The sequence below is a fragment of the Pseudomonas sp. REST10 genome (assembly GCF_029542605.1).
Taxonomy (GTDB): Bacteria; Pseudomonadota; Gammaproteobacteria; order Pseudomonadales; family Pseudomonadaceae; genus Aquipseudomonas; species Aquipseudomonas khazarica.
On the sequence record NZ_CP035677.1, the window covers coordinates 1,799,074 to 1,820,323 of the forward strand.

Below are 21,250 nucleotides of genomic sequence, written 5' to 3' on the forward strand. Positions count from 1 at the left end.
CCGAGTCGCCCGCGTGCCCCGCGTAACATCGACGGCCAGCGGTTCCCAACGGCGGCGGGGGCTGGAACAATGCAGGCAATTTCGTTCAAGGAGACAGATGTGCAGGTTCAGGGCTATTTCGACTTGCGTTTCGAGGCGGTGAGGGATGCTTTCGCCAGCCTGTTCGAGGACTCCCAGGAGCGCGGCGCGGCGCTCTGCGTGCAGATTGGCGGCGAAACCGTGCTGGACCTGTGGGCCGGGGTGATGGACAAGGACGGCCAGCAGGCCTGGCACAGCGACACCATCGCCAACCTGTTCTCCTGCACCAAACCCTTCGCGGCGGTCGTCGCGCTGCAACTGGTGGGCGAGGGCAAGCTCGACCTGGATGCGCCGGTGGCGCGCTACTGGCCGGAGTTCGCCGCCGCCGGGAAGGAGCGCATCAGCGTGCGCCATCTGCTCTGCCACCAGGCCGGTTTGCCGGCGCTGCGCCAGCCGCTGCCGGCCGAAGCCCTGTATGACTGGCAGACCATGACCGCCGCGCTGGCCGCCGAACAGCCCTGGTGGCCGTTGGGCGAGGGGCACGGCTATGCGCCCATCACCTATGGCTGGCTGATCGGCGAGCTGATCCGTCGGGTGGAAGGGCGTGGCCCGGGTGAGAGCATCGCCGCCCGTATCGCCAGGCCGCTGGGCCTGGATTTTCATGTCGGCCTGGCCGACAGCGAGTTCGATCGCGTCGCGCACATCGCCCGCGGCAAGGGCAACCTGGGCGATGCAGCCGCGCAGCGCCTGCTCAAGGTGATGATGAGCGATGCCAGCGCCATGAGCACGCGCTCGTTCACCAATCCGCCATCGATCATGACCAGCACCAACAAGCCGGAGTGGCGGCGCATGCAGCAACCGGCGGCCAATGGCCACGGCAATGCCCGCAGCCTGGCCGGCTTCTATGCCGGCTTGCTCGACGGCCGCCTGCTGGACAGTGAGCTGCTCGGCGAAATGACCCGCGAGCACAGCCTGGGTGAGGACAAGACCCTGCTGACCCGCACCCGTTTCGGCCTCGGTTGCATGCTCGACCAGCCCGAGGTGGCCAATGCGACCTACGGCATGGGCGCCGGCGCCTTCGGCCACCCTGGTGCCGGCGGTTCCAGCGGCTTTGCCGATCCGCAGCGCGACCTCGCATTCGGCTTCGTCATCAATAATCTAGGACCGTTCGTCTTGATGGACCCTCGAGCGCAGAAACTTGCGCAACGGGTTGCGGACTGTATCTGATCGAGCGGCTAGACTTGCGCCATTCGTTCAGTACCACCCATAACAAACCGACCATTAGAAACTTGTGCGACCTCGGGGGCTTCATGCGCGCCAACAAGATTTTTGCCTTTACCTGCTGCCTGCTGATTGCCGGCTGCGCGGGCTCGGAGAAGAAAGAGGTCGCCAAGGCGGCCGTGATGCCGCCACCGCAGGTGACCCGTGCCTGGCTCGACGAGTACGAGCCGCGCGTGCGTGACGCCGTCAAGGACAGCGCATTCGAGTTCGAGCGGCGCGACAACCTGCTGGTCGTCACCGCGCCAGTGAAGGGCTCGTTCAACCCGGACCGTCCGCAGATGCTGCTGCCGGCCAGCCTGGGCCCCATCACCCGGGTCGCCAAGCTGCTCGAGGCCGACAACGACATCGCCGTGGTGATACTCGGCCACGCCGACAGCAGCGGCGATGCCTCGCTGAACCGCGACCTCAGCCAGCAGCGCGCGCGTGCCGTGACCTCCATCTTCCGCCTCAGCGGCCTCAAGCAGAACCGCCTGCAGGTCATGGGCCTGGGGTCGGACATGCCGCGTGCCGCCAACGACAGCGCAGCCGGGCGTGCGCTCAACCGTCGTGTGGAAATCCTCCTGACCTCGCGTGACACCATGCAGGGGCTGATCGCCAAGTACAGCCAGCCTGCCAAGGCCGACCTGAAGGATGGGCCCAAGGTAGCTGCCGCAGATCAAGGAAAACTGGGCAAGTCAGAGTAAGCTTGGCGGCATTCCCCACCTGTTGAGGGTGTATCCGCAACCCGCTGGCGACAGCACCGAGGGTTGCGGCAGGCACCCCGAGGAACTGCCATGACCCAGACACTGGCCGATATGCGCCGTGACTACACCCGCGACGGCCTGAGCGAAGCCCAGGCCCCGCTGGAACCCTTCACCCTGTTTCGTCAGTGGTTCGACGATGCCGTGAAGACCGAGCAACTGCCGGTCGAACCCAACGCCATGACCCTGGCCACCGTGGACGAGCAGGGCAGGCCGCACTGCCGTGTATTGCTGCTCAAGGGCCTAGACGAGCGCGGCTTCACCTTCTTCAGCAACTACGAAAGTGCCAAGGGGCGCCAGCTCGCGGCGCGCCCGTTCGCCGCCATGACGTTCTTCTGGCCCAGCCTGGAGCGCCAGGTGCGCATCGAAGGCCGGGTGGAGCGCGTCACTCCCGCCGAGTCCGATGGTTACTATCAGGTGCGTCCGCTGGGCAGCCGTATCGGCGCCTGGGCGTCGCCGCAGAGCCGGGTGATCCGTGATCGCGCCGAACTGGAAGGGCTGCTCGCGGAAACCGAACGGCGCTTTCTCAACCAGGCCCCGCACTGCCCGCCACACTGGGGTGGCTATCGCCTGCTGCCGGAGCGCATCGAATTCTGGCAGGGCCGCCCGAGCCGCCTGCATGACCGACTCAACTACCGCCTGCAGGGCGAGGCCTGGATTCGCGAACGCCTGGCGCCCTGAGGGGCGCGGAAGGGGCAGGGCTCGTTGACTGAGTAGCAAAGCGCTTTCTGGAGATGGTGGGGGGCTGCTATCGGCCAAAAGCGGACGCTCGCATACCCCAGCTTTCGCCCCTAATCCCAGTGCATTTTGATGTTCTCTTGTTTTCGGAACGTGTCCAGTACGCTCTGGAACTGGAGACGCTCGAAAGTCAGACCCGGTATTGAGTCGTACCAATCGACAGCAGGAGATTGCAGAGTGACTAAATCCTTCATCAAGCCAAATCGACTCCAGTGGACATTGTGCTCATCAGCATGCTGCTCAGCGACAATGACGGTACAGGTCAGGTCCAAGTCATCAGAGCATACGAGCAGGGGAACCAAGGTCTTCCAGCCCGGCGCGGTGGAGTGGATCCGATCCCAGACCAAATAGGTGTCGTCATCGCTATGCAAGCCTGAATGAGCAGCTACGAGGTGTAGTTCAGCCTCTCGATTATGACGAGGTAACCAGACCTCCAGAGGTATACCGTCAATGGCAAAGGTAGAGTAGAAGCCGGAGCTGTACTTGGATTTATGACTTGTAATGGATAGCAGGTTACTCATCCCACTTCTCGGATCCCTGGAGTCTGTAGAGGCTACTTTTTCTAGGTATGGGCGTCTTCTCTGGGCCGACGGCAGCCTCAGAGGAATGGCAGAAACCTACCCGAAGCAGTCGTAAATGCAGCTTTCGAATCATGGCTTGAACGGATCGATCCAGCCAGGCCGAAGTCCCTCCTCGTATTCTTGACGTACATATTCGAGTGACTCTGCGCATCCCGTTTCCGCTTCGATAGCACCTATGCATCTCCAGCAATCCCCGCCGGTATTACCCGATAGCGGATCTTCCGGATTATCGAGTAGGCATGCGCAGATCGTGCAGTGTTGCTCCTTTTGGCTGTTCGTCATAATAAGCTTCCGAGACGTCCATCATAGCCTCTCGCACGCCACTCTGAGGGGCAGCAATCGGCCAATTGCTGCCCCTTATGAACAGTGCCACCCATAGCTGCCATTAAATTGTGGTAACGAAGCGGGTTTCGAGGCCTACACTTACAGGCGGTAGCGCATTTATCAATACGACAGCCTCATCACCCTGGTTAAGGTAGATCAATGAGTCACCGGTCTCGAACGTAACTCTGAATCCGGCCAGCCAAGGCTCTTGCCCGTTGAAAGAATCAAGAACGCCCTCAACTGCGCAAATTTTTGCGTTTTCGAGTTGGGTTGCAGATAGACCTGCAAGCAGGTTTTCCCTCTTCCAGAAGCATGTCACGTTCGGTTCTATCTCAAAGGAAGCTGGCGTATCAGAAGGCAACAAGTCCGCGCCTACTCCCTCGCCATCACTCAAGAGATACATGGATAAAACTTCGTGCTCGCCAAAACGCCACTCTAGAGAGCCTATGTATCCCAGATCTTTCTCGTCGTTGAAATAGTACTGGTCGTGCAACAGCACACTCAGCCGCTTTCCCAAAAGCGAACGTGCATTTTGCAAGTCTAGGACAGCTCTGCTAGGGAATGGGGAGTGTCTGCTAAACATCGGGCAACTCATGCAGATGGGAAGAGAGGCAGATACTACACAAACGCCATTACGGCCGCTCCTGGCCGGTTGCCGCCGATCTGCGCGCTACCTTATCCACGTATGCCAGCGATTTCGCCCCGCCTTCACAGCTACCGCCGAGCATGCCGGCTGCCAATGGGGCTGTATGCGAGGAGCACATGAGATACCCTTGCGCCACGAATCAACCAGAGCGCTGTGAACCGAACGATGGGTTTTGAACAATTAGCCGAACTGCGTGATCGCCTGCGGGCGGAAAAACAGCAGGCCGAACCTGAAAGTGCCAAGCCGCAGAAGCGCAAGGCACCGCAGAAAACCAGGGCACCGAAAACCAAGGCACGCGAGCAGGATCCGGCCGTCGAGGCGATCTGGCGACTGCAGAAGCATTTCCCGCTGGCCTTCCCGGTCAATCCAGCGCCCAAGGTGCCGCTGAAAGAGGGCATCCTCAAGGATGCCGAGCAGCATCTGGCGTTGCTCGGCATCAGTCTCGAGCAGCTCAAGCTGGGCATCGCCGCCTGGTGCCGGGGCGGGCGCTACTGGTCTGCGATGACCGAGAACGCGCCGCGCCTGGATCTCCAGGGCCAGCCGGTCGGCATGGTGACGGCGGCGCAGGCACTGCATGCCCGGCAGCAGGCCCGGCGGCAGCGCATGGAGGCCCGGCGCGCCCAGGCCAAGGCGAAGGCGCCGGCGGCTGACGAGGCCGTCGAGGCCGCTGCGCAGCCTGACGAGGCGTAAAGCTCCGGCAACCCGAGCTTGCCTCGGGTTCTGTGGTGCATCGTGAAGCGCCGCTGATGTGCCTACAATGACGGCCTCAATCGCGAGGCCGCTTCCGATGCTCGAACTCGATTCCACTCTGGCGCAGCACATCGTCGACCGCGCCATGGCCATCCTGCCGCACAACATCAACGTCATGGATGCGCAGGGGATGATCATCGGCAGCGGAGACCCCAGTCGCCTGCATACGCGGCACGAGGGCGCGCAACTGGTGCTGGCCAATCGTCGCGTGGTGGAGATCGACGCGCAGGCGGCCGCCTGCCTGCGTGGAGTCAAACCCGGGGTGAACCTGCCGCTGCTGCATGCCGAGCGCCTGATCGGCGTGCTCGGCATCACCGGCGAGCCCGAGCTCGTGAGGCCCTACGCCGAGCTGGTGCGCATGGCCGCGGAGATGCTCGTCGAGCACCGGGTGCTGCAGGCGGAACGGCATTGGCAGCGGCATCAGCAGGAGGCCTGGCTGCGCCAGTTGCTCGACCCGCAGTTGCGCCTCGCCAGCCTCGAAGCCGATGCCGAGCGCCTCGCCCTGCAGCTCTCCTGGCCGCGGCAGATCTGCCTGCTGCAGCTCGACGCCGACGGCGACCCGCTGCCACGCCAGGCGCGCCTGCTGGCCAGCCTGGGTGGCAAGAATGATCACCTGATTGCCCCGCTTGGACGTGACGAGCTGCTCTGGTGCCGGCCGTTCAGTGCGAGCCGGGATGACCGGGCCTGGCTGGCCCAGGCCGACGAGCGCGAATGGGGCGTGCGTTCCCTGACGCTCAGCGATCCGCTGTACGACCTGGCCGAGTTGCGCCAGGCCAGCCTGGTCCTGCGTGACCTGCAGGCCTACGGGCAGGCGCGCTTCCCCGAGCGCCGGCTGTTGCGCCTGGACGAGCTGCGCCTGCCGACGCTGCTGTACGCCCAGCGCCACAGCTGGTTGCTGCAGGGCTGGCTGGCCCCCTTGCGCAGCGTGCTGGCGCAGGACCCCCAGGGTACGCTGCGCACCACCCTGGAGGCCTGGTGCGCGCATGACGGTCAGGTACAGACCTGTGCCCAGGAACTGGGCATTCACCGCAATACCTTGCGCTACCGCCTGGAGCGCATCGCCGAGCTGAGCGGCCTGGACCTCAATCGCCTGGATCAGCGCCTGCAGCTATCGTTGGGCCTGGGCCTGCTGGAACCGGAGGCCCTGGCACCGGCACCGACGAGCGAATAGGCGGCCGGCAGGGCGATGCGGCTTTGTGCGCCCGCACAGGCCGCTGGCGTTCGTCAGCGTTGTTTTGGTGCCTGCGCACAGGGCGAGGGGAGTGGTGGCTGAGCCACAATGAGGCGCCTGTCGGCACTTCCACCCGGGCGTCGCGCCCGCCATAACAACAATGAGGAGACTGGTCATGGGCCTGGTCCTGATTCTGGTGGCACTGATCGCGTTCATCGTGCTGTCCACTACCCGTTTGAAACTGCACCCCTTCCTGGCATTGCTGGCCGCCGCCCTGATCGCCGGCTTCGCCTATCAGTTGCCTGGCAACGAAATCATCAAGACCATGACCGCCGGGTTCGGCGGCATTCTCGGCTACATCGGTATCGTCATCGTCCTCGGCACCATCATCGGGGTGATCCTCGAGCGCAGTGGCGCGGCGATCACCATGGCCGAGACGGTGATCCGTCTGCTGGGCCAGCGTTTCCCCACGCTGACCATGTCGATCATCGGCTATCTGGTATCGATCCCGGTGTTCTGCGACTCCGGCTACGTCATTCTCAACTCGCTGAAGAATGCCCTGGCGGCGCGCATGAAAGTCTCGGTGGTGGCCATGAGCGTGGCGCTGGCGACAGGTCTGTATGCCACCCACACCTTCGTGCCGCCGACGCCAGGGCCGATCGCCGCAGCCGGTAACCTGGGCCTCGAAGCCTCCCTGGGGCTGGTGATCCTGGTCGGCCTGCTGGTCGCTGCGGTCACCGCCGTGGCCGGCATGCTGTGGGCCAACCGGTTCCTCAAGCAGAACGACCATGAACTGCTGGAGGAAGCGCCCAGCGAGTTGCTCGCCGAGGATGTCGACTTCGACGCCCTGCGCGCCCGCTACGGCAAGCTGCCCAGCGCCTGGCAGGCGTTCTCGCCGATCTTCGTGCCGATCCTGCTGATCTGCCTGGGCTCGCTCGCGGCGTTCCCGAGCAAGCCCTTCGGCACCGGCGCGTTCTTCGACGTGCTGAGCTTCCTCGGCCAGCCGGTCGCCGCCTTGCTGGTCGGTCTGGCCCTGGCGTGCACCCTGCTCAAGGGGGAAGGCAAGCGTCAGCAGTTCCATGACCATGTCGCCCACGGCCTCAAGGAAGCGGCGCCGATCCTGCTGATCACCGGTGCCGGCGGTGCCTTCGGTGCCGTGCTCAAGGCCACGGCGCTGACCGCTTACCTGGGTGACACCCTGTCGGCCCTGGGCATCGGGCTGTTCATGCCGTTCCTGGTGGCGGCCGCGCTGAAAAGTGCGCAGGGCTCCTCGACCGTGGCGCTGGTCACCACGTCGGCCATGGTTGCACCGCTGCTGGGCAACCTGGGCCTGGACAGCGAGATGGGCCGGGTGCTCACCGTGATGGCCATCGGCGCTGGCGCGATGACCGTCTCGCATGCCAACGACAGCTTCTTCTGGGTGGTGACCCAGTTCAGCCGCATGAAAGTCGCCACCGCGTATCGCGCCCAGACCATGGCGACCCTGATCCAGGGCCTGGCCGGCATGGCGGCGGTGTGGCTGCTCAGCCTGGTTCTGCTGTAATCCGCTTTACCGGCGGGTGGCTGCGGCGCACCCGCCTCCTTCCGAGGTTCTAGTCATGAAAATCGTCATCGCTCCCGACTCCTTCAAGGAGAGTCTCAGTGCGCCCGATGTCGCCGCGGCCATCGCCCGTGGCTGGCAGCAGGTATTCCCCGACGCCGAGTGCCTGCTGCGGCCAATGGCCGATGGCGGTGAGGGCACGGTCGATGCGCTGCTCGCCGCCGTTGGCGGTGAGCGCCGCGAGTGCCGGGTCCGGGGCCCCATGGGCGAACCGGTCGTGGCCCATTGGGGCTGGCTGGGGGAGGGCACGGCCGTCATCGAGATGGCGGCGGCCAGCGGCCTGCACTGGGTGCCGCGCGAGCAGCGTGATGCGCGCCTGGCCAGCAGTTACGGCACCGGCGAGCTGATCCGCGAGGCCCTCGATGTCGGCGCCACGCGCATCATCCTCGGCCTGGGCGGGAGTGCCACCAACGATGCCGGCGTCGGCCTGCTGCAGGCCCTGGGCATGCGCTTTCTCGATGTGCAGGGTCGCGACCTGGCGCCGGGTGGCGCTGCCCTGGCCGAGCTGGACCAGCTGGACCTGAGTGGCCTGGATGCGCGCCTGCTGAACGTGCAGATCGACGTCGCTGCCGATGTCGACAACCCGCTTTGCGGTCCGCGGGGCGCCTCTGCGGTATTCGGGCCGCAGAAGGGCGCGACGCCCGAGCATGTGGCGCAGCTCGATCAGGCGCTGGGACGTTTTGCCCGCGTCACCGCGTCGACCCTGGGGGAGGATCATGCCGAGTTCCCCGGTGTGGGGGCCGCCGGTGGCCTGGGGTTCGCCGCACGGGGGTTCCTCAAGGCCGGCTTCCGACCGGGCATCGAGCTGGTGGCCGAGCTGTCCGGGTTGGCGGCTGCCGTGCAGGGGGCGGACCTGGTGATCACCGGGGAAGGGCGGATGGATGCGCAGACGCTGCACGGCAAGACGCCGGTCGGCGTGGCCCGCGTCGCGCGTGCCGCCGGCGTGCCGGTGATCGCCTTGTCCGGCAGCCTGGGTGACGACTATCAGGCACTGTATGACGCCGGCATCGAAGCCGCGTTCAGCCTCGCTCCGGGGCCCTTGTCGCTGGAGCAGGCCATGGCCGGCGCCGCCGCCGAGCTGCAGGCTCGCACCACGGATATCGCCAGGCTCTGGCGCCTGGCGCGGGCGTAGCGCCACGAACCTAACTGAACTCTGTCTGTCTGAGGCTACTATTGTTCAGGCTTTGCCGTGACAGTTGCGCGTGCCCGGCGTCTAATGGATCGAGATATCTCTGGAGGAATTGCTATGCGTAAACCCACTCTGCTCATGACTTCGCTGGCGGCGCTGCTGGCCCTAGGCGGTTGCGCATCGAGCCTGACTGGCGATACCTACAGCCGTGACGAGGCGCGCGCGGTACAGACCGTGCGCATGGGCACCATCGAGTCGCTGCGACCGGTGAAGATCGAAGGCACCAAGACGCCCATCGGCGCAGGTGCGGGTGCGGTGATCGGTGGCGTTGGCGGCAGTGGTCTCGGCGGCGGTCGCGGCAGCGCCGTGCTGGCGGTGATCGGTGCGGTGGCCGGCGGCCTGCTCGGTGCAGCCGCAGAGGAAGGCCTGACCCGTACCCAGGGCGTGGAGATCACCGTGCGCGAAGACGACGGCACCCTGCGCGCCTATGTGCAGGAAGTCGAGCCCAATGAGATCTTCCGTGTCGGCGAGCGCGTGCGCATCATGACCGTCAACGGAACCAGCCGCGTCGCTCACTGAGGACGCCGTTTCAACCGACCGGAGCCGCCTCGGGCCGCTCCGGTTTTTTGTGCCTGCCATACTGGACGACGCGCCGTCGTGCGGCGGTCAGCGATGCGCACATCGCTATCCGCAACGGCTGATAGGCGCGGCGCAGAGCGGTGATAGAGAAAGACGCGTATTCACCTGCTGGTGCGTTTAGTAATAATTCAATGCATGACGATGCGCCGATAGGTATGGATAATCGGCGGTTATTCTTGTCGCGACAACGACTTAGCTGATTCGTTGTGGTGCGGGGTTCGTCACCGTCAGGGAGTTGCGACTCCAATTCTCGTCGCTGGTCGTGGTCGACTGGCGTGCCTGCTAAAGGGGTTTTGCCGATGGCGCTTGCGCTGATCATAGCCTTGCCGTTTCTGGGCGTTTTTCTACCGGTGCTGGCCGAGCGGCTGGGCCGCTCGGCGTGCGCCGTGGCCGCCGCACTGCCGCCGCTGGTGGCGCTGGTGCTGCTGTTCAGCCTGCAGCCTGGCGTGTTCGCCGGCGAGGTCCTGCGCGTCAAGCTGGAATGGCTGCCGCAACTGGGGCTGAACCTGAGCCTGCGTCTCGACGGTCTGGGCTTCCTCTTCGCCCTGCTGATTCTCGGCATCGGCCTGCTGGTGATCCTCTACGCACGCTACTACCTGTCCAAAAGCGAGCCGATGGGGCGCTTCTTCGGCTTCCTGCTGCTGTTCATGGGCGCCATGCTCGGCGTGGTGTTGTCGGAAAACCTGCTGCTGATGCTGGTGTTCTGGGAGCTGACCAGCCTTTCGTCCTTCCTGTTGATCGGTTTCTGGGGGGCACGTTCCGACGCTCGCAAGGGCGCACGCATGGCCCTGGCGGTCACTGGTGGTGGCGGTCTGGCGTTGCTTGCCGGCATCCTGCTGATCGGCCATATCGCCGGCAGCTTCGAGTTGTCCCAGGTGCTGGCAGCCGGTTACGCGATTCGTGCCCATGAGCTGTATCCGGTCGCGCTGATCCTGGTGCTGCTCGGCGTGTTCACCAAGTCGGCGCAGTTCCCGTTCCACTTCTGGCTGCCGCATGCCATGGCGGCGCCGACGCCCGTCTCGGCCTACCTGCACTCGGCGACCATGGTCAAGGCCGGGGTGTTCCTGCTGGCGCGCCTGTATCCGGCACTGGCCGGCTCCGAATGGTGGTTCTACCTGGTCAGCCTGACCGGTCTGGCGACCCTGCTGGTGGGGGCCACCCTGGCGCTGTTCCAGCATGACCTCAAGGGCCTGCTGGCCTATTCCACCATCAGCCACCTGGGCCTGATCACCCTGCTGTTCGGCCTCGATACGCGCCTGGCGGCGGTGGCGGCGGTGTTCCACATCATCAACCACGCCACCTTCAAGGCCTCGCTGTTCATGGCCGCCGGCATCATCGACCACGAGACCGGCAGCCGCGACATGCGGCGTATCAACGGCATGTGGAAGTACATGCCGCATACGGCGATGCTGGCGATGGTGGCGGCCTCGGCGATGGCCGGGGTGCCGTTGCTCAACGGCTTCCTGAGCAAGGAGATGTTCTTTACCGAGACGCTGCACCAGCACCTGCTCGGCAGCTTCAACTGGGTGATCCCGGCAGCGGCGACCCTGGCCGGCGTCTTCTCGGTGGCCTACTCGCTGCGCTTCATTCATGACGTGTTCTTCAACGGCGAGCCGATCGACCTACCGAAGTACCCGCCGCACGAGCCGCCGCGCTACATGAAGGTGCCGGTGGAAGTGCTGGTGTTCCTCTGCCTGCTGGTCGGTGTCGTGCCGGCCTACACCGTGGCCCCGCTGCTGGCCTCTGCCGCGTCCGCCACCCTGGGTGGCGACCTGCCCGAGTACAGCCTGTCGATCTGGCACGGTTTCAACCTGCCGTTGATCATGAGCGTGGTCGCGCTGGTGGGTGGTGTTCTCGTCTATGCCCTGCGCAAGCCGCTGTTCCGCTGGTACGCCGGGATGCCCCGGGTGGATGCCAAGCTGGTCTTCGAGCGCATGGTGATGAGCCTGTTCGTCAGCGCCACGGCGTTCACCCGTCGCCTGGAGAACGGTTCGCTGCAACGCTACATCGCCTACCTGCTCGGCGCTGCCATCGTGGTGGTGGTGCTGGCGCTGGGCCCGCTGCCGGAGCTGAGTGGCTCGGTGCCGATGCAGCCGATCGACGGTATCACCGCGCTGGGCCTGGCGATCATGGTCATGGCCGGGCTGGCGACGGTGATCTTCCACCGCCAGCGCCTGGCCGCGCTGGTGATGCTCAGCGTGGTGGGGCTGATGGTGGCGCTGGCCTTCGCCCGCTACTCGGCGCCGGATCTGGCGCTGACCCAGCTGTCGGTGGAGGTGGTGACCATCATCCTGCTGATGCTGGCGCTGTTCTTCCTGCCGGCGCAGACGCGCGTCGAGTCCAGCAGCATGCGCGCCCTGCGCGACTTCAGCCTGGCCATCGGCAGCGGGGTGATGGTGGCCATGCTGGCGTTCGCCGTGCTGACCCGCCCGTACACGAGCATCGCCGACTACTTCCTGGCCAACAGCGTCTCCGGTGGTGGCGGTACCAACGTGGTCAACGTGATTCTGGTGGACTTCCGTGGTTTCGATACCCTGGGCGAGATCAGCGTGCTGGCCATCGCGGCGGTGGGCATCTATGCCATGCTCGACGGCCTGCGCCTGTTCCAGCCCAACGCCGACGCCGAGGGCCGCAGCTGGGCGCGTGACCGCCACCCGCTGATCCTCGCCACGCTGTCGCGCGTGCTGCTGCCGATGGCGCTGCTGATCTCGGTGTTCATCTTCCTGCGTGGCCACAACCTGCCGGGCGGCGGCTTCATCGCCGGCCTGATCACGGCCGTGGCGCTGATCCTGCAGTACGTCGCCAGCGGCGTGCAGTGGACGCAGTCGCGCCTGCCTTTGAACTATCACCGCATGGCCGGTGGCGGCGTGCTCATCGCCACGGCCACCGGGGCGGGCAGCTGGTTGTTCGAGCGCCCGTTCCTGACCTCGGCGTTCGGCCATTTCCACATTCCACTGGTGGGTGAGATCGAGCTGGCCACGGCCATGCTCTTCGACCTGGGCGTCTACCTGACCGTGGTCGGGTCGACCCTGCTCATCCTCGCCAACCTGGGCAAGCTGACCCAGGAAAAGCCCGGACAGGAGGTACTCTGATATGGAAGCGCTGTTTGCCGTGGCGCTCGGCATCCTGACCTCGAGCGGCGTGTATCTGCTGCTGCGAGCTCGCACCTTTCCGGTGGTCATGGGGCTGACCCTGATCTCCTACGCGGTCAACCTGTTCCTCTTCGCCATGGGACGCCTGCAGGGCGGTGCGTCCAGCGTGATCGGGCAGGGCAGCCGCTATGTCGACCCGCTACCCCAGGCGCTGGTGCTGACCGCCATCGTCATCGGTTTCGCCATGACCGCGTTCGTCGTGGTGCTGGCCCTGCGCAGCGTCGGTGAACTGAGCACCGACCATGTCGATGGCCGGGAGCAGCATCGATGAATCATGCGTTGATCCTTCCCATTCTTCTGCCGCTGCTGGCCGGCAGCCTGCTGCTGGTGGCCGCTCGCCTGGACATGCCGCGCAAGCGCGTGCTGTCGGTCGGCGTGACCACATTGCTGGTGCCGCTGAGCTTCTGGCTGCTGGCGCTGGCCGACCAGGGCACGATCCAGGTCTATGCCCTGGGTAACTGGCAGCCGCCGTTCGGCATCGTGCTGGTACTGGACCGCCTCAGTGCGTTGATGCTGGTGGTGACATCGGTGCTGGCGCTGTTCGCGGTGCTCTACGCGATGCGTGGCGACGACGAGCGCGGTCGCAACTTCCATGCGCTGTTCCAGTTCCAGTTGCTGGGTATCAACGGGGCGTTCCTCACCGGCGACCTGTTCAACCTGTTCGTGTTCTTCGAGATCCTGCTGATCGCGTCCTACTCGCTGCTGCTGCACGGCGGCGGCAAGGATCGCGTGCGTGCGGGGCTGCACTACGTGGTGCTCAACCTGGTCGGCTCGGCGTTCTTCCTGATCGCCGTGGGCGTGCTGTATGGCGTCACCGGCACGCTGAACATGGCCGACATGTCGCTGCGCGTCGCCGCCGCCGGCGCCGACCATGCGCCGCTGATCGGCGCGGCCAGCATGTTGCTGCTGGTGGTGTTCGGCCTCAAGGCCGCGTTCCTGCCGCTGTACTTCTGGCTGCCGCGTGCCTACGCCTCGGCGACCGCGCCGGTGGCGGCGCTGTTCGCGATCATGACCAAGGTCGGCCTGTACTCGATTCTGCGGGTCTACACCCTGGTCTTCGGGGACGAGAGCGGCAACCTCTCGCACCTGGTCCAGGAGTGGCTGTGGCCGCTGGCTCTGCTGACCCTGGCGCTGGGCGCCGTCGGCGCGTTCGCCTCGGTGACGCTGCAGGGCATGCTGGCCTACCTGGTGGTGCTGTCGGTGGGCACGCTGCTCGCCGGCATGGCCCTGGGCACCCCCGAGGCACTGCAGGCGGCGCTGTTCTATCTGATCCACAGTACCTGGGTGGCGGGCGCGCTGTTCCTGATCGCCGATCTGGTCAGCCGCCAGCGCGGGATCAAGGAAGCGCAGCTGATCCAGGGGCCGGCGCTGCAGAATCCGTACATCCTGGGGGCGCTGTTCTTCGCCGGCGCCATCGCCGTGGCCGGCCTGCCGCCGCTCTCGGGCTTCGTCGGCAAGCTGCTGCTGCTCAAGGCTGCAGGATCCGGCTGGGAAGCCGCCGTGCTGTGGCCGGTGGTGCTGATCGGCGGCCTGGTGACCCTGGTCAGTCTCAGCCGCGCCGGCAGCACCCTGTTCTGGCGTGTCGGGCTGAGCCAGCTGGACAGCGCCGAGCTGGACAACGGCCGCCTGCTCGCCGCCATCGGCCTGCTGCTGATGAGCCCGCTGCTGGTGGCCTGCGCCGCGCCCGCGCTGGACTACATCGGCGCCATGGTGACGCAACTGCATGACCTGGAGAGCTATCACATGATCCTGCACAGCGGAGGTGGCGCATGAACGGGCGTCGCTGGCTGCCCCATCCTCTGCTGAGCCTGTGCCTGCTCGGTGTCTGGCTGCTGCTGGTCAACGACTTCAGCTTCGGTCACTGGCTGCTGGGGGCCTTCCTCGGCTGGCTGATTCCGCTGGTCAGCCAGGTGTTCTGGATCAACCCGCCGCAGGTGCGCAAACCGGTCAAGCTGTGCCTGTTCCTGCTGCGCGTGCTGGGTGACATCGTCGTCGCCAACCTGGAGGTGGCCAAGCTGATTCTCGGCCCGGCCAGCCGCATGCGCCCGGCGTTCGTCGAGGTGCCGCTGAAGCTGGACGACGAGCTGGCGCTGACCATGCTCGCCAGCATCGTCTCGCTGACGCCCGGCACGGTCTCCGCCGACCTCAGCGACGACAAGCGCACGTTGCTGATCCACGGCCTCAACGTGGATGACGAAGCCGCGCTGGTGCGCAGCATCCAGACCCGTTACGAAGCACCACTGCTGGAGGTGTTCGCATGCTCGCGTACGTGATTCCGATCTGCCTGGCCATCATGGGCCTGGCACTGGTGTTGACCCTGGCCCGGCTGATCAAGGGGCCGGACATGCCCGATCGCATCCTGGCGCTGGACACCCTGTACATCAACGCCATCGCCCTGCTGGTGCTGTTCGGCATCTGGCTGGGTTCGGACCTGTATTTCGAAGCGGCGCTGCTGATCGCGGTGATGGGCTTCATCGGCACCGTGGCAGTGGCCAAGTACCTGCTGCGCGGCGACATCATCGAGTAGAGGAGAGACAGCATGAACGCTTGGATCGAGGGCCTGGTCGCCCTGTTTCTGCTGCTCGGCAGCCTGTTCGCCCTGGTCGGCGCCATCGGCCTGTACCGCCTGCCGGACTTCTTCATGCGCCTGCATGGGCCGACCAAGGCCACCACCATGGGCGTGGGCGGCATGGTCATCGCATCGCTGATCTACTTCGGGACGCGGGGCCAGGGCATCAGCCTGCATGAGCTGCTCATCACCCTGTTCCTGTTCATCACCGCGCCGGTCAGCGCCCACATGCTGGCCAAGGCGGCCCTGCAGCAGAAGGTACGCCTGAGCGAGCAGACCCGTGGCCGCCCCTGGGAGCAGTGACAGTTTTCACCCGTGACTGTGCCTGTAGACCCTTGCACGCAGGCCCTAGACTGAGCCCCTGGCTGGCAGCACCTGGCGCCGGCCACTGACTCAGGCGAGGTGAACATCATGATGCAGTTGCGCGCCGCGACCGCAGCGGACATCGAGGCCATGTGCGAGCTGTTGCTGGAGCATGGACCGAACCCCTGGAACCACTTGCCCGAAGCCGAGGTGCGCGCCCACCTGGCAGCCATCGCCGGTGGCGAGACGCGGGCCCTGCTGGCCGAGCAGGAGGGCGTGCTGCAAGGCTTCGTCAGTCATCGCCTGACCGATGGCTTCGCCGCGCATCAGCCGCCGTCACGCTCGGGCCAGGTGCATGCCTACATCTGCGAGGCCGTGGTGCACGCTCGGCAGGCCGGGCAGGGGCTGGGCTCACGCCTGTTGCGTGGCGTGGTCGAAGGGCTGCTGGAGGATGGGCTGCGCGACATCTACATCGATCGCCACGAGGAGAATGCCGCCTCGGCAGGGATGATGCGCAAGGCGGGGTTCGTCGAGTTGCTCACCTACGCCGACCCGCAACGGCGTCCGCACGGTTCACGCCGCTCGACCCTCTGTTGCCTGCGCGTCGAAGACGCTTGAACGCGCGGCGTGGCGGCGCTATCGCCTTGCTCGTCGGCGCGCAGCTGGTGCTGGCAGCACTGCTCTACAGCGGCGCCTTCGAGGTCTGTCGACAGCTGCTCGGCACGCTCCGCCGCGATATCGGCTACGGCGTGCAGTTGCAGCATTCGCTGTATCTCTTCGCCGCCCTGGCGCTGTTCAACGCGATCTGGCTGATGAGTTGCCGCAGCCGACGCAGTGGCCTGGTCGGCTGCTGCGCCTGCCTGTCGCTGTGGACGCTGTACTGGGTCAACCTCTTCACCAGCATGCCGCTGCGCAGCCTGCTGGTGGTCACTGTCGGCGTGCTGGTCCTGGCGCTGCCGGCATGCCTGCTGGCGCTACGCTTCAGGTCGCCCGGCTGAGTCCGGCCGGGCCCCTGTTCAGCGCTCCAGCCCGAGCATGTCCCTGGCCACGGCCTCGGCGACACGGATGCCGTCGACCCCGGCGGAGAGGATGCCGCCTGCATAGCCGGCGCCTTCACCGGCCGGATACAGGCCCTTCAGGTTCAGGCTCTGCATGTCGGCGCCACGGGTGATGCGCACGGGGGACGAGGTGCGCGTCTCGATGCCGGTGAGCACCGCGTCATGCAGGTCGAAGCCCTTGATCTGCTTGGCGAAGGCCGGGATGGCCTCACGGATCGCCGCGATGGCGAAGTCCGGCAGCGACGGCGCCAGGTCGCCCAGGCGCACGCCCGGCTTGTAGGACGGCTGCACCTCACCCAGCGCGGTGGACGGCGTGCCCTTGATGAAGTCGCCGACCAGCTGCCCGGGTGCCTCGTAGTTGCGCCCGCCGAGCACATAGGCGTGCGACTCCAGGCGCTCCTGCAGCTCCACGCCGGCCAGCGGGCCACCGGGGTAGTCCTGCTCCGGGGTGATGCCGACGACGATGCCGGCATTGGCATTGCGTTCGTTGCGCGAATACTGGCTCATGCCGTTGGTGACCACGCGCTCCGGCTCGGAGGTGGCGGCGACCACGGTGCCGCCCGGGCACATGCAGAAGCTGTACACCGCGCGGCCGTTGCTGGCGTGGTGCACCAGCTTGTAGTCGGCGGCGCCGAGCTTCGGGTGACCGGCGTACTTGCCCAGGCGCGCGTTGTCGATCAGCGACTGCGGGTGCTCGATACGGAAACCCACCGAGAACGGCTTGGCCTCCAGGAACACGCCACGGGCATGGAGCATGCGGAAGGTGTCACGCGAGCTGTGACCGAGGGCCAGCACCACATGACGGCTGCGCAGCTGTTCGCCGCTTTCCAGCACGACGCCGCTGAGCTGCTCGTCCTCGATCAGCAGGTCGCTGACGCGCTCCTGGAAGCGCACTTCGCCACCGAGCGCCTTGATCTCCTCGCGCATGGTGGCGACCACGCCGGTGAGGCGGAAGGTGCCGATGTGCGGTTTGTTGATGTAGAGGATCTCATCTGGCGCGCCGGCCTTGACGAACTCTTCCAGCACCTTGCGGCCGTGATGGTTCGGGTCCTTGATCTGGCTGTAGAGCTTGCCGTCGGAGAAGGTGCCGGCGCCGCCTTCACCGAACTGCACGTTGGACGTCGGGTCGAGCACGTTCTTGCGCCACAGCCCCCAGGTGTCCTTGGTGCGCTGGCGAACTTCCTTGCCGCGCTCCAGGACGATGGGGCGCAGCCCCGCCTGGGCCAGGATCAGTGCGGCGAAGATGCCGCAGGGGCCGAAACCGACCACGATGGGGCGTTCGTCGAGGCCACCGGCAGGCGCCTGGCCGACGGGCTTGTAGCGGATGTCCGGTGCCGGTCCGACGTGGCGATCACCTTCGAGGCGGGCGAGCAGGGCGCTTTCGTCCTGCACCTCGCAGTCGACGATGTAGATGAACGGCATGTCGCCGAAACGCTTGCGGGCATCGTAGCTGCGCTTGAACACGGTGAAGGCGAGCAGCTCGCCATCGGCGATGCCCAGGCGCTGGACGATGGCCGGGCGCAGGGCGTCGTCGGCGTGGTCGAGGGGCAGTTTCAGTTCGGTGAGGCGAATCATGGCAGGTATCCAGCAGGGCCGGTGGTGATCCGGCAGGGGGTAACGAGGGCGGCGATTGTACAGGATCGCCGTGTGCCGGTCGTCGCCCGGCAACGCCATGGACGCAGCGGCGCAAGCGCCGCTGCGACGTTCAGCGCTGGCTGTCGCGGCTCAGGTGATGCCAGTACAGCAGGACGTCGAGCATGCGGTTGGCGAATGCCCATTCGTTGTCGTACCAGGCCAGCACCTTGACCAGGTCGTCCTGCACGCGGGTGTGGTTGAGATCGACCACGCAGGAGACCGGGTAGGCGTTGAAGTCAGTGGAAACCAGCGGCGCCTCGTTGCACTCCATGACGCCTGGCGTCATGGCCTTGGCACCGTTCTGCAGCGCGGCATTGATCGCCTCGCGGCTGGTCGCACGCTCGGCGTTGAAGGTCAGGTCGAGCAGCGACACGTTGGGGGTCGGCACGCGCACCGAGAGGCCGTCGAGGCGCCCGGACAGCTCCGGCAGCACCAGGCCGATGGTCCGGGCGGCACCGGTGCTGGTGGGGATCATCGACAGCGCGGCGGCGCGGGCGCGATAGAGATCGCTGTGGGCCTTGTCCAGCAGGTTCTGGTCGTTGGTGTAGGCATGCACCGTGTTGACCAGCCCCTGGCGGATGCCCACCGCCTCGTGCAGCACCTTGGCCAGCGGCGCCAGGCAGTTGGTGGTGCAGGAGGCGTTGGAAACGATCTGCTGCTGGTTGCTCAGCAACTGGTGGTTGACGCCATAGACCACGGTCAGGTCCGCGCTTTCCAGCGGGTGCGAGAGCAGCACGCGCTGCGCGCCGGCGGTCAGGTGCTGCTCGGCTTGTGCGCGCTTCTTGAACTTGCCTGAGCATTCCAGCACCAGGTCCACGCCCAGACGGTTCCAGGGCAGGTTGAACGCCTCGCGCTCGCTGAGCAGGTGGATCGATTGGCCACCGAGGTGCAACTGCTCGCCATGCAGTTCCACCTCGCCGGGAAAGCGGCCGAAGGTGGAGTCGAAGCGCGTCAGGTGGGTGAGGGTCTGGTAGTCGCCGAGGTCGTTGATCGCGACCAGGCGGATGCGTTGCTGCAGATCGCGCTGCACCAGAGCGCGCGTGAGTGCGCGGCCGATGCGCCCATATCCGTTAAGGGCTACTCGTAGCATGGTGGTCTCCTTCCTGCGATGCTGCCTTGAGCTTAGGCGGAGGGAGCGGGGTGCGCCTGCTTTCGATTGTGGCAAAAGATCACACGGGCTGACGGCTGAGCCAGGACCTGCGCTCAGCCGTCAGCATCCGTGCCGCAGGCGGTGCAATCAGTTGCGCATGGCGCCGAAGTGCGCGCAGCCACGCAGTACCTGGCCGTCCAGGCGCAGTTCCGCGCTGAGGTGGTTCACCGCACCGCTCATGCCGTCGACGCAGCGTTGCGGCGCGACCCACAGCTCGAGGCGCTGGCCGTTGGCCTCGCTGCTGAAGTTGAGACGGCCTTCCGGCAGCTGTTCTTCCAGGTAGGGCAGGGCCATTGGCTCATGCTCGGGACGGTTGAGGACCAGGCCCTTGCTGCCGACCTCCAGTTGCCAGAACGGCTCGTTGCCACTGGCGCGCAGGGTCAGGCGCTTGAAGTTGAGGTCGTCGCAGCCATGGCCTTCACCCTGCAGGCGGTAGAGCTGGCTGACCTCGAAGCGGCCATCGTTGCCTTGGCCCTGACTGCCGCCCAGCTGGCCGGCCAGGTCGGCGAACAGCTCGCCCTGGCCATCGCTGGCGAGCTGCCTGGCTTCATGCTCGATGCCGGTGTTGCCGCCGTCGACCAGGAGGAAGCGGCGCTGTTCCTGACAGGGGCTGAACAGCAGCTGGCCGTTCTCCAGTTGTACCTGGCCCTGCAGGCGGGTGGCCGGTGGCGGGCCTTCCGGCTTGCCGGTGTAGACCTGGCAGGCGGTCAGAAGCGGGAGTAGGGCGATGCTGCTGAGCAGGGAACGGGTGATGGACATGCAGGCCTCCGAAGCGAAGCGGCCACCATAGCTACAGCGTGACGCCGGCTCAAGCCGTTTGCTTTGACTGGACGCGGTGACTGCGGCCTAATTCGCCCGTCCGGACCGATGCGAGCCCCCGTAATGCCCAGCCCTGCCATGCGCCCCAGTACGCTCCACCTGCCCCAGGGAGACTGGGCGACGGTGCTCGACTGCCTGTGCGCGCACTTTCCCGCTATCGAGCGGGCGGTGTGGCTGCAACGCATGGCGCGCGGCCGCGTGCTGGATGGCGAAGGCAAGCCCATCGACGCCGAGCATCCCTATCGCGCCGGCCTCAAGGTGCGCTACTTCCGTGAGGTGCCGAACGAGACGCCGATTCCCTTCGAAGAGCAGGTGCTGTGGCAGGACGAGCACCTGCTGGTCGCCGACAAGCCGCATTTCCTGCCGGTGATGCCGGCTGGCGAGTATGTCGAGCAGACCCTGCTGGCGCGTCTGGTCAGGCGCACCGGCAATCCTGACCTGGTGCCGATTCACCGCATCGACCGACTGACCGCCGGCTTGGTGCTGTTCTCGGTCGACCCGGCCAGCCGCGGGCTGTATCAGGCGCTGTTTCGCGAGCGGCAGGTGGAGAAACGCTACGAGGCCATTGCCCCGGCGCTGACCGATCTGCAGTTCCCCTGTGTGCACCGTTCGCGGATGGTCGCTGGCGAGCCCTTCTTCCGCATGCAGGAGGTCGCCGGCGAGGCCAACAGCGAAACGCGGATCGAGGTGCTCGAGCGCCGTGGCGCGCTATGGCGCTACGGCCTGTCGCCGGTCACCGGGCGCAAGCATCAACTGCGGGTGCACCTGGCCGGGCTGGGCGCGCCCATCGTTGGCGACGACTTCTATCCGCACCTGCTGGAGTCGCGCCACCAGGCGGATGACTACAGCCAGCCGCTCAAGCTGCTGGCCCGTGGTCTGCGTTTCGTCGACCCGCTCAGTGGTCAGCCCCGTACGTTCGACAGCCAGCTGCACCTGCAGTGGTAGCG

At 66.0% G+C, this 21,250-nt stretch carries 22 protein-coding genes; 17 read left to right on the forward strand and 5 right to left on the reverse strand.

Annotation, left to right across the window (positions count from 1 at the left end):
- The first annotated feature begins 99 nt into the window (after positions 1–99).
- From EWH21_RS08435 to pdxH, 3 genes are all read left to right on the forward strand, one after another.
- A complete protein-coding gene (locus tag EWH21_RS08435) occupies positions 100–1,245 on the forward strand; it encodes a serine hydrolase domain-containing protein (protein WP_277700281.1) in 1,146 nt (381 codons plus the stop codon).
- An 83-nt stretch (positions 1,246–1,328) separates the two neighbouring features.
- The gene (locus EWH21_RS08440) at positions 1,329–1,982 is read left to right on the forward strand and encodes an OmpA family protein (RefSeq protein ID WP_150608704.1); all 654 of its coding nucleotides are present in this window, start codon (positions 1,329–1,331) and stop codon (positions 1,980–1,982) included.
- A gap of 90 nt (positions 1,983–2,072) precedes the next feature.
- Positions 2,073–2,720 (forward strand): pyridoxamine 5'-phosphate oxidase, encoded by a 648-nt coding sequence (gene pdxH / locus EWH21_RS08445; protein ID WP_047591956.1) that lies wholly within the window; start codon positions 2,073–2,075, stop codon positions 2,718–2,720.
- A gap of 110 nt (positions 2,721–2,830) precedes the next feature.
- Here the strand turns inward: pdxH and EWH21_RS08450 are convergent, their stop codons facing one another.
- Positions 2,831–3,298 carry a hypothetical protein gene (locus EWH21_RS08450; RefSeq protein WP_277700282.1) on the reverse strand — a complete coding sequence of 156 codons (468 nt, stop codon included), beginning with the start codon at positions 3,296–3,298 and terminating at the stop codon, positions 2,831–2,833.
- A 445-nt stretch (positions 3,299–3,743) separates the two neighbouring features.
- Complete coding sequence (locus EWH21_RS08455) at positions 3,744–4,181, reverse strand: hypothetical protein (RefSeq protein ID WP_277700283.1); 438 nt, start codon at positions 4,179–4,181, stop codon at positions 3,744–3,746.
- Between the two features lie 312 nt (positions 4,182–4,493).
- Here EWH21_RS08455 and EWH21_RS08460 point away from each other — a divergent pair, with 312 nt between their 5' ends.
- The 13 genes from EWH21_RS08460 (at position 4,494) to EWH21_RS08520 (ending at position 16,639) form a co-directional block, all read left to right on the forward strand.
- Positions 4,494–5,018, forward strand: coding sequence for a ProQ/FinO family protein (locus tag EWH21_RS08460; RefSeq protein ID WP_134676320.1), 525 nt, complete (start codon positions 4,494–4,496; stop codon positions 5,016–5,018).
- A gap of 97 nt (positions 5,019–5,115) precedes the next feature.
- Entirely contained in the window at positions 5,116–6,249 is a 1,134-nt protein-coding gene (locus EWH21_RS08465) for a sugar diacid recognition domain-containing protein (protein ID WP_277700284.1), read from the forward strand.
- 175 nt (positions 6,250–6,424) lie between these two features.
- Complete coding sequence (locus EWH21_RS08470) at positions 6,425–7,792, forward strand: GntP family permease (protein ID WP_047590515.1); 1,368 nt, start codon at positions 6,425–6,427, stop codon at positions 7,790–7,792.
- A gap of 55 nt (positions 7,793–7,847) precedes the next feature.
- Positions 7,848–8,981: a glycerate kinase gene (locus EWH21_RS08475; protein WP_277700285.1), complete on the forward strand. Its 1,134-nt coding sequence runs from the start codon at positions 7,848–7,850 to the stop codon at positions 8,979–8,981.
- Between the two features lie 114 nt (positions 8,982–9,095).
- Entirely contained in the window at positions 9,096–9,557 is a 462-nt protein-coding gene (locus EWH21_RS08480) for a membrane protein (protein ID WP_037049026.1), read from the forward strand.
- Between the two features lie 359 nt (positions 9,558–9,916).
- Positions 9,917–12,709: a monovalent cation/H+ antiporter subunit A gene (locus EWH21_RS08485; RefSeq protein ID WP_150608718.1), complete on the forward strand. Its 2,793-nt coding sequence runs from the start codon at positions 9,917–9,919 to the stop codon at positions 12,707–12,709.
- Between the two features lies 1 nt (position 12,710).
- A complete protein-coding gene (locus EWH21_RS08490; protein WP_037049020.1) occupies positions 12,711–13,040 on the forward strand; it encodes a Na+/H+ antiporter subunit C in 330 nt (109 codons plus the stop codon).
- Positions 13,037–14,542 (forward strand): monovalent cation/H+ antiporter subunit D, encoded by a 1,506-nt coding sequence (locus tag EWH21_RS08495; RefSeq protein WP_277700286.1) that lies wholly within the window; start codon positions 13,037–13,039, stop codon positions 14,540–14,542. Before EWH21_RS08490 ends, EWH21_RS08495 begins: the two co-directional genes overlap by 4 nt.
- Complete coding sequence (locus EWH21_RS08500) at positions 14,539–15,042, forward strand: Na+/H+ antiporter subunit E (RefSeq protein WP_037049016.1); 504 nt, start codon at positions 14,539–14,541, stop codon at positions 15,040–15,042. Before EWH21_RS08495 ends, EWH21_RS08500 begins: the two co-directional genes overlap by 4 nt.
- Positions 15,027–15,296, forward strand: a complete 270-nt coding sequence (locus EWH21_RS08505; protein ID WP_037049014.1) for a K+/H+ antiporter subunit F — start codon at positions 15,027–15,029, stop codon at positions 15,294–15,296. Before EWH21_RS08500 ends, EWH21_RS08505 begins: the two co-directional genes overlap by 16 nt.
- Positions 15,297–15,308: 12 nt before the next feature.
- On the forward strand, positions 15,309–15,641 hold the full coding sequence (locus EWH21_RS08510) for a Na+/H+ antiporter subunit G (protein ID WP_037049012.1): 333 nt from the start codon (positions 15,309–15,311) through the stop codon (positions 15,639–15,641).
- Positions 15,642–15,749: 108 nt separating this feature from the next.
- A complete protein-coding gene (locus tag EWH21_RS08515) occupies positions 15,750–16,259 on the forward strand; it encodes a GNAT family N-acetyltransferase (protein WP_152488237.1) in 510 nt (169 codons plus the stop codon).
- Complete coding sequence (locus EWH21_RS08520) at positions 16,256–16,639, forward strand: hypothetical protein (RefSeq protein WP_152488238.1); 384 nt, start codon at positions 16,256–16,258, stop codon at positions 16,637–16,639. Before EWH21_RS08515 ends, EWH21_RS08520 begins: the two co-directional genes overlap by 4 nt.
- 18 nt (positions 16,640–16,657) lie before the next feature.
- Here EWH21_RS08520 and EWH21_RS08525 read toward each other — a convergent pair whose 3' ends face one another.
- The 3 genes from EWH21_RS08525 to EWH21_RS08535 all read right to left on the reverse strand — a co-directional run bounded on the left by EWH21_RS08525 (position 16,658) and on the right by EWH21_RS08535 (position 20,243).
- Positions 16,658–18,274 carry an NAD(P)/FAD-dependent oxidoreductase gene (locus EWH21_RS08525; protein WP_047592871.1) on the reverse strand — a complete coding sequence of 539 codons (1,617 nt, stop codon included), beginning with the start codon at positions 18,272–18,274 and terminating at the stop codon, positions 16,658–16,660.
- 130 nt (positions 18,275–18,404) lie between these two features.
- Positions 18,405–19,424 (reverse strand): type I glyceraldehyde-3-phosphate dehydrogenase, encoded by a 1,020-nt coding sequence (gap, locus tag EWH21_RS08530; RefSeq protein ID WP_037049004.1) that lies wholly within the window; start codon positions 19,422–19,424, stop codon positions 18,405–18,407.
- Between the two features lie 147 nt (positions 19,425–19,571).
- Positions 19,572–20,243: a hypothetical protein gene (locus EWH21_RS08535; RefSeq protein WP_277700287.1), complete on the reverse strand. Its 672-nt coding sequence runs from the start codon at positions 20,241–20,243 to the stop codon at positions 19,572–19,574.
- 123 nt (positions 20,244–20,366) lie between these two features.
- On the opposite strand from EWH21_RS08535, the gene EWH21_RS08540 reads away from it, so the two are divergent.
- Positions 20,367–21,248, forward strand: coding sequence for an RluA family pseudouridine synthase (locus EWH21_RS08540; RefSeq protein WP_152488241.1), 882 nt, complete (start codon positions 20,367–20,369; stop codon positions 21,246–21,248).
- Positions 21,249–21,250 lie beyond the last annotated feature (2 nt).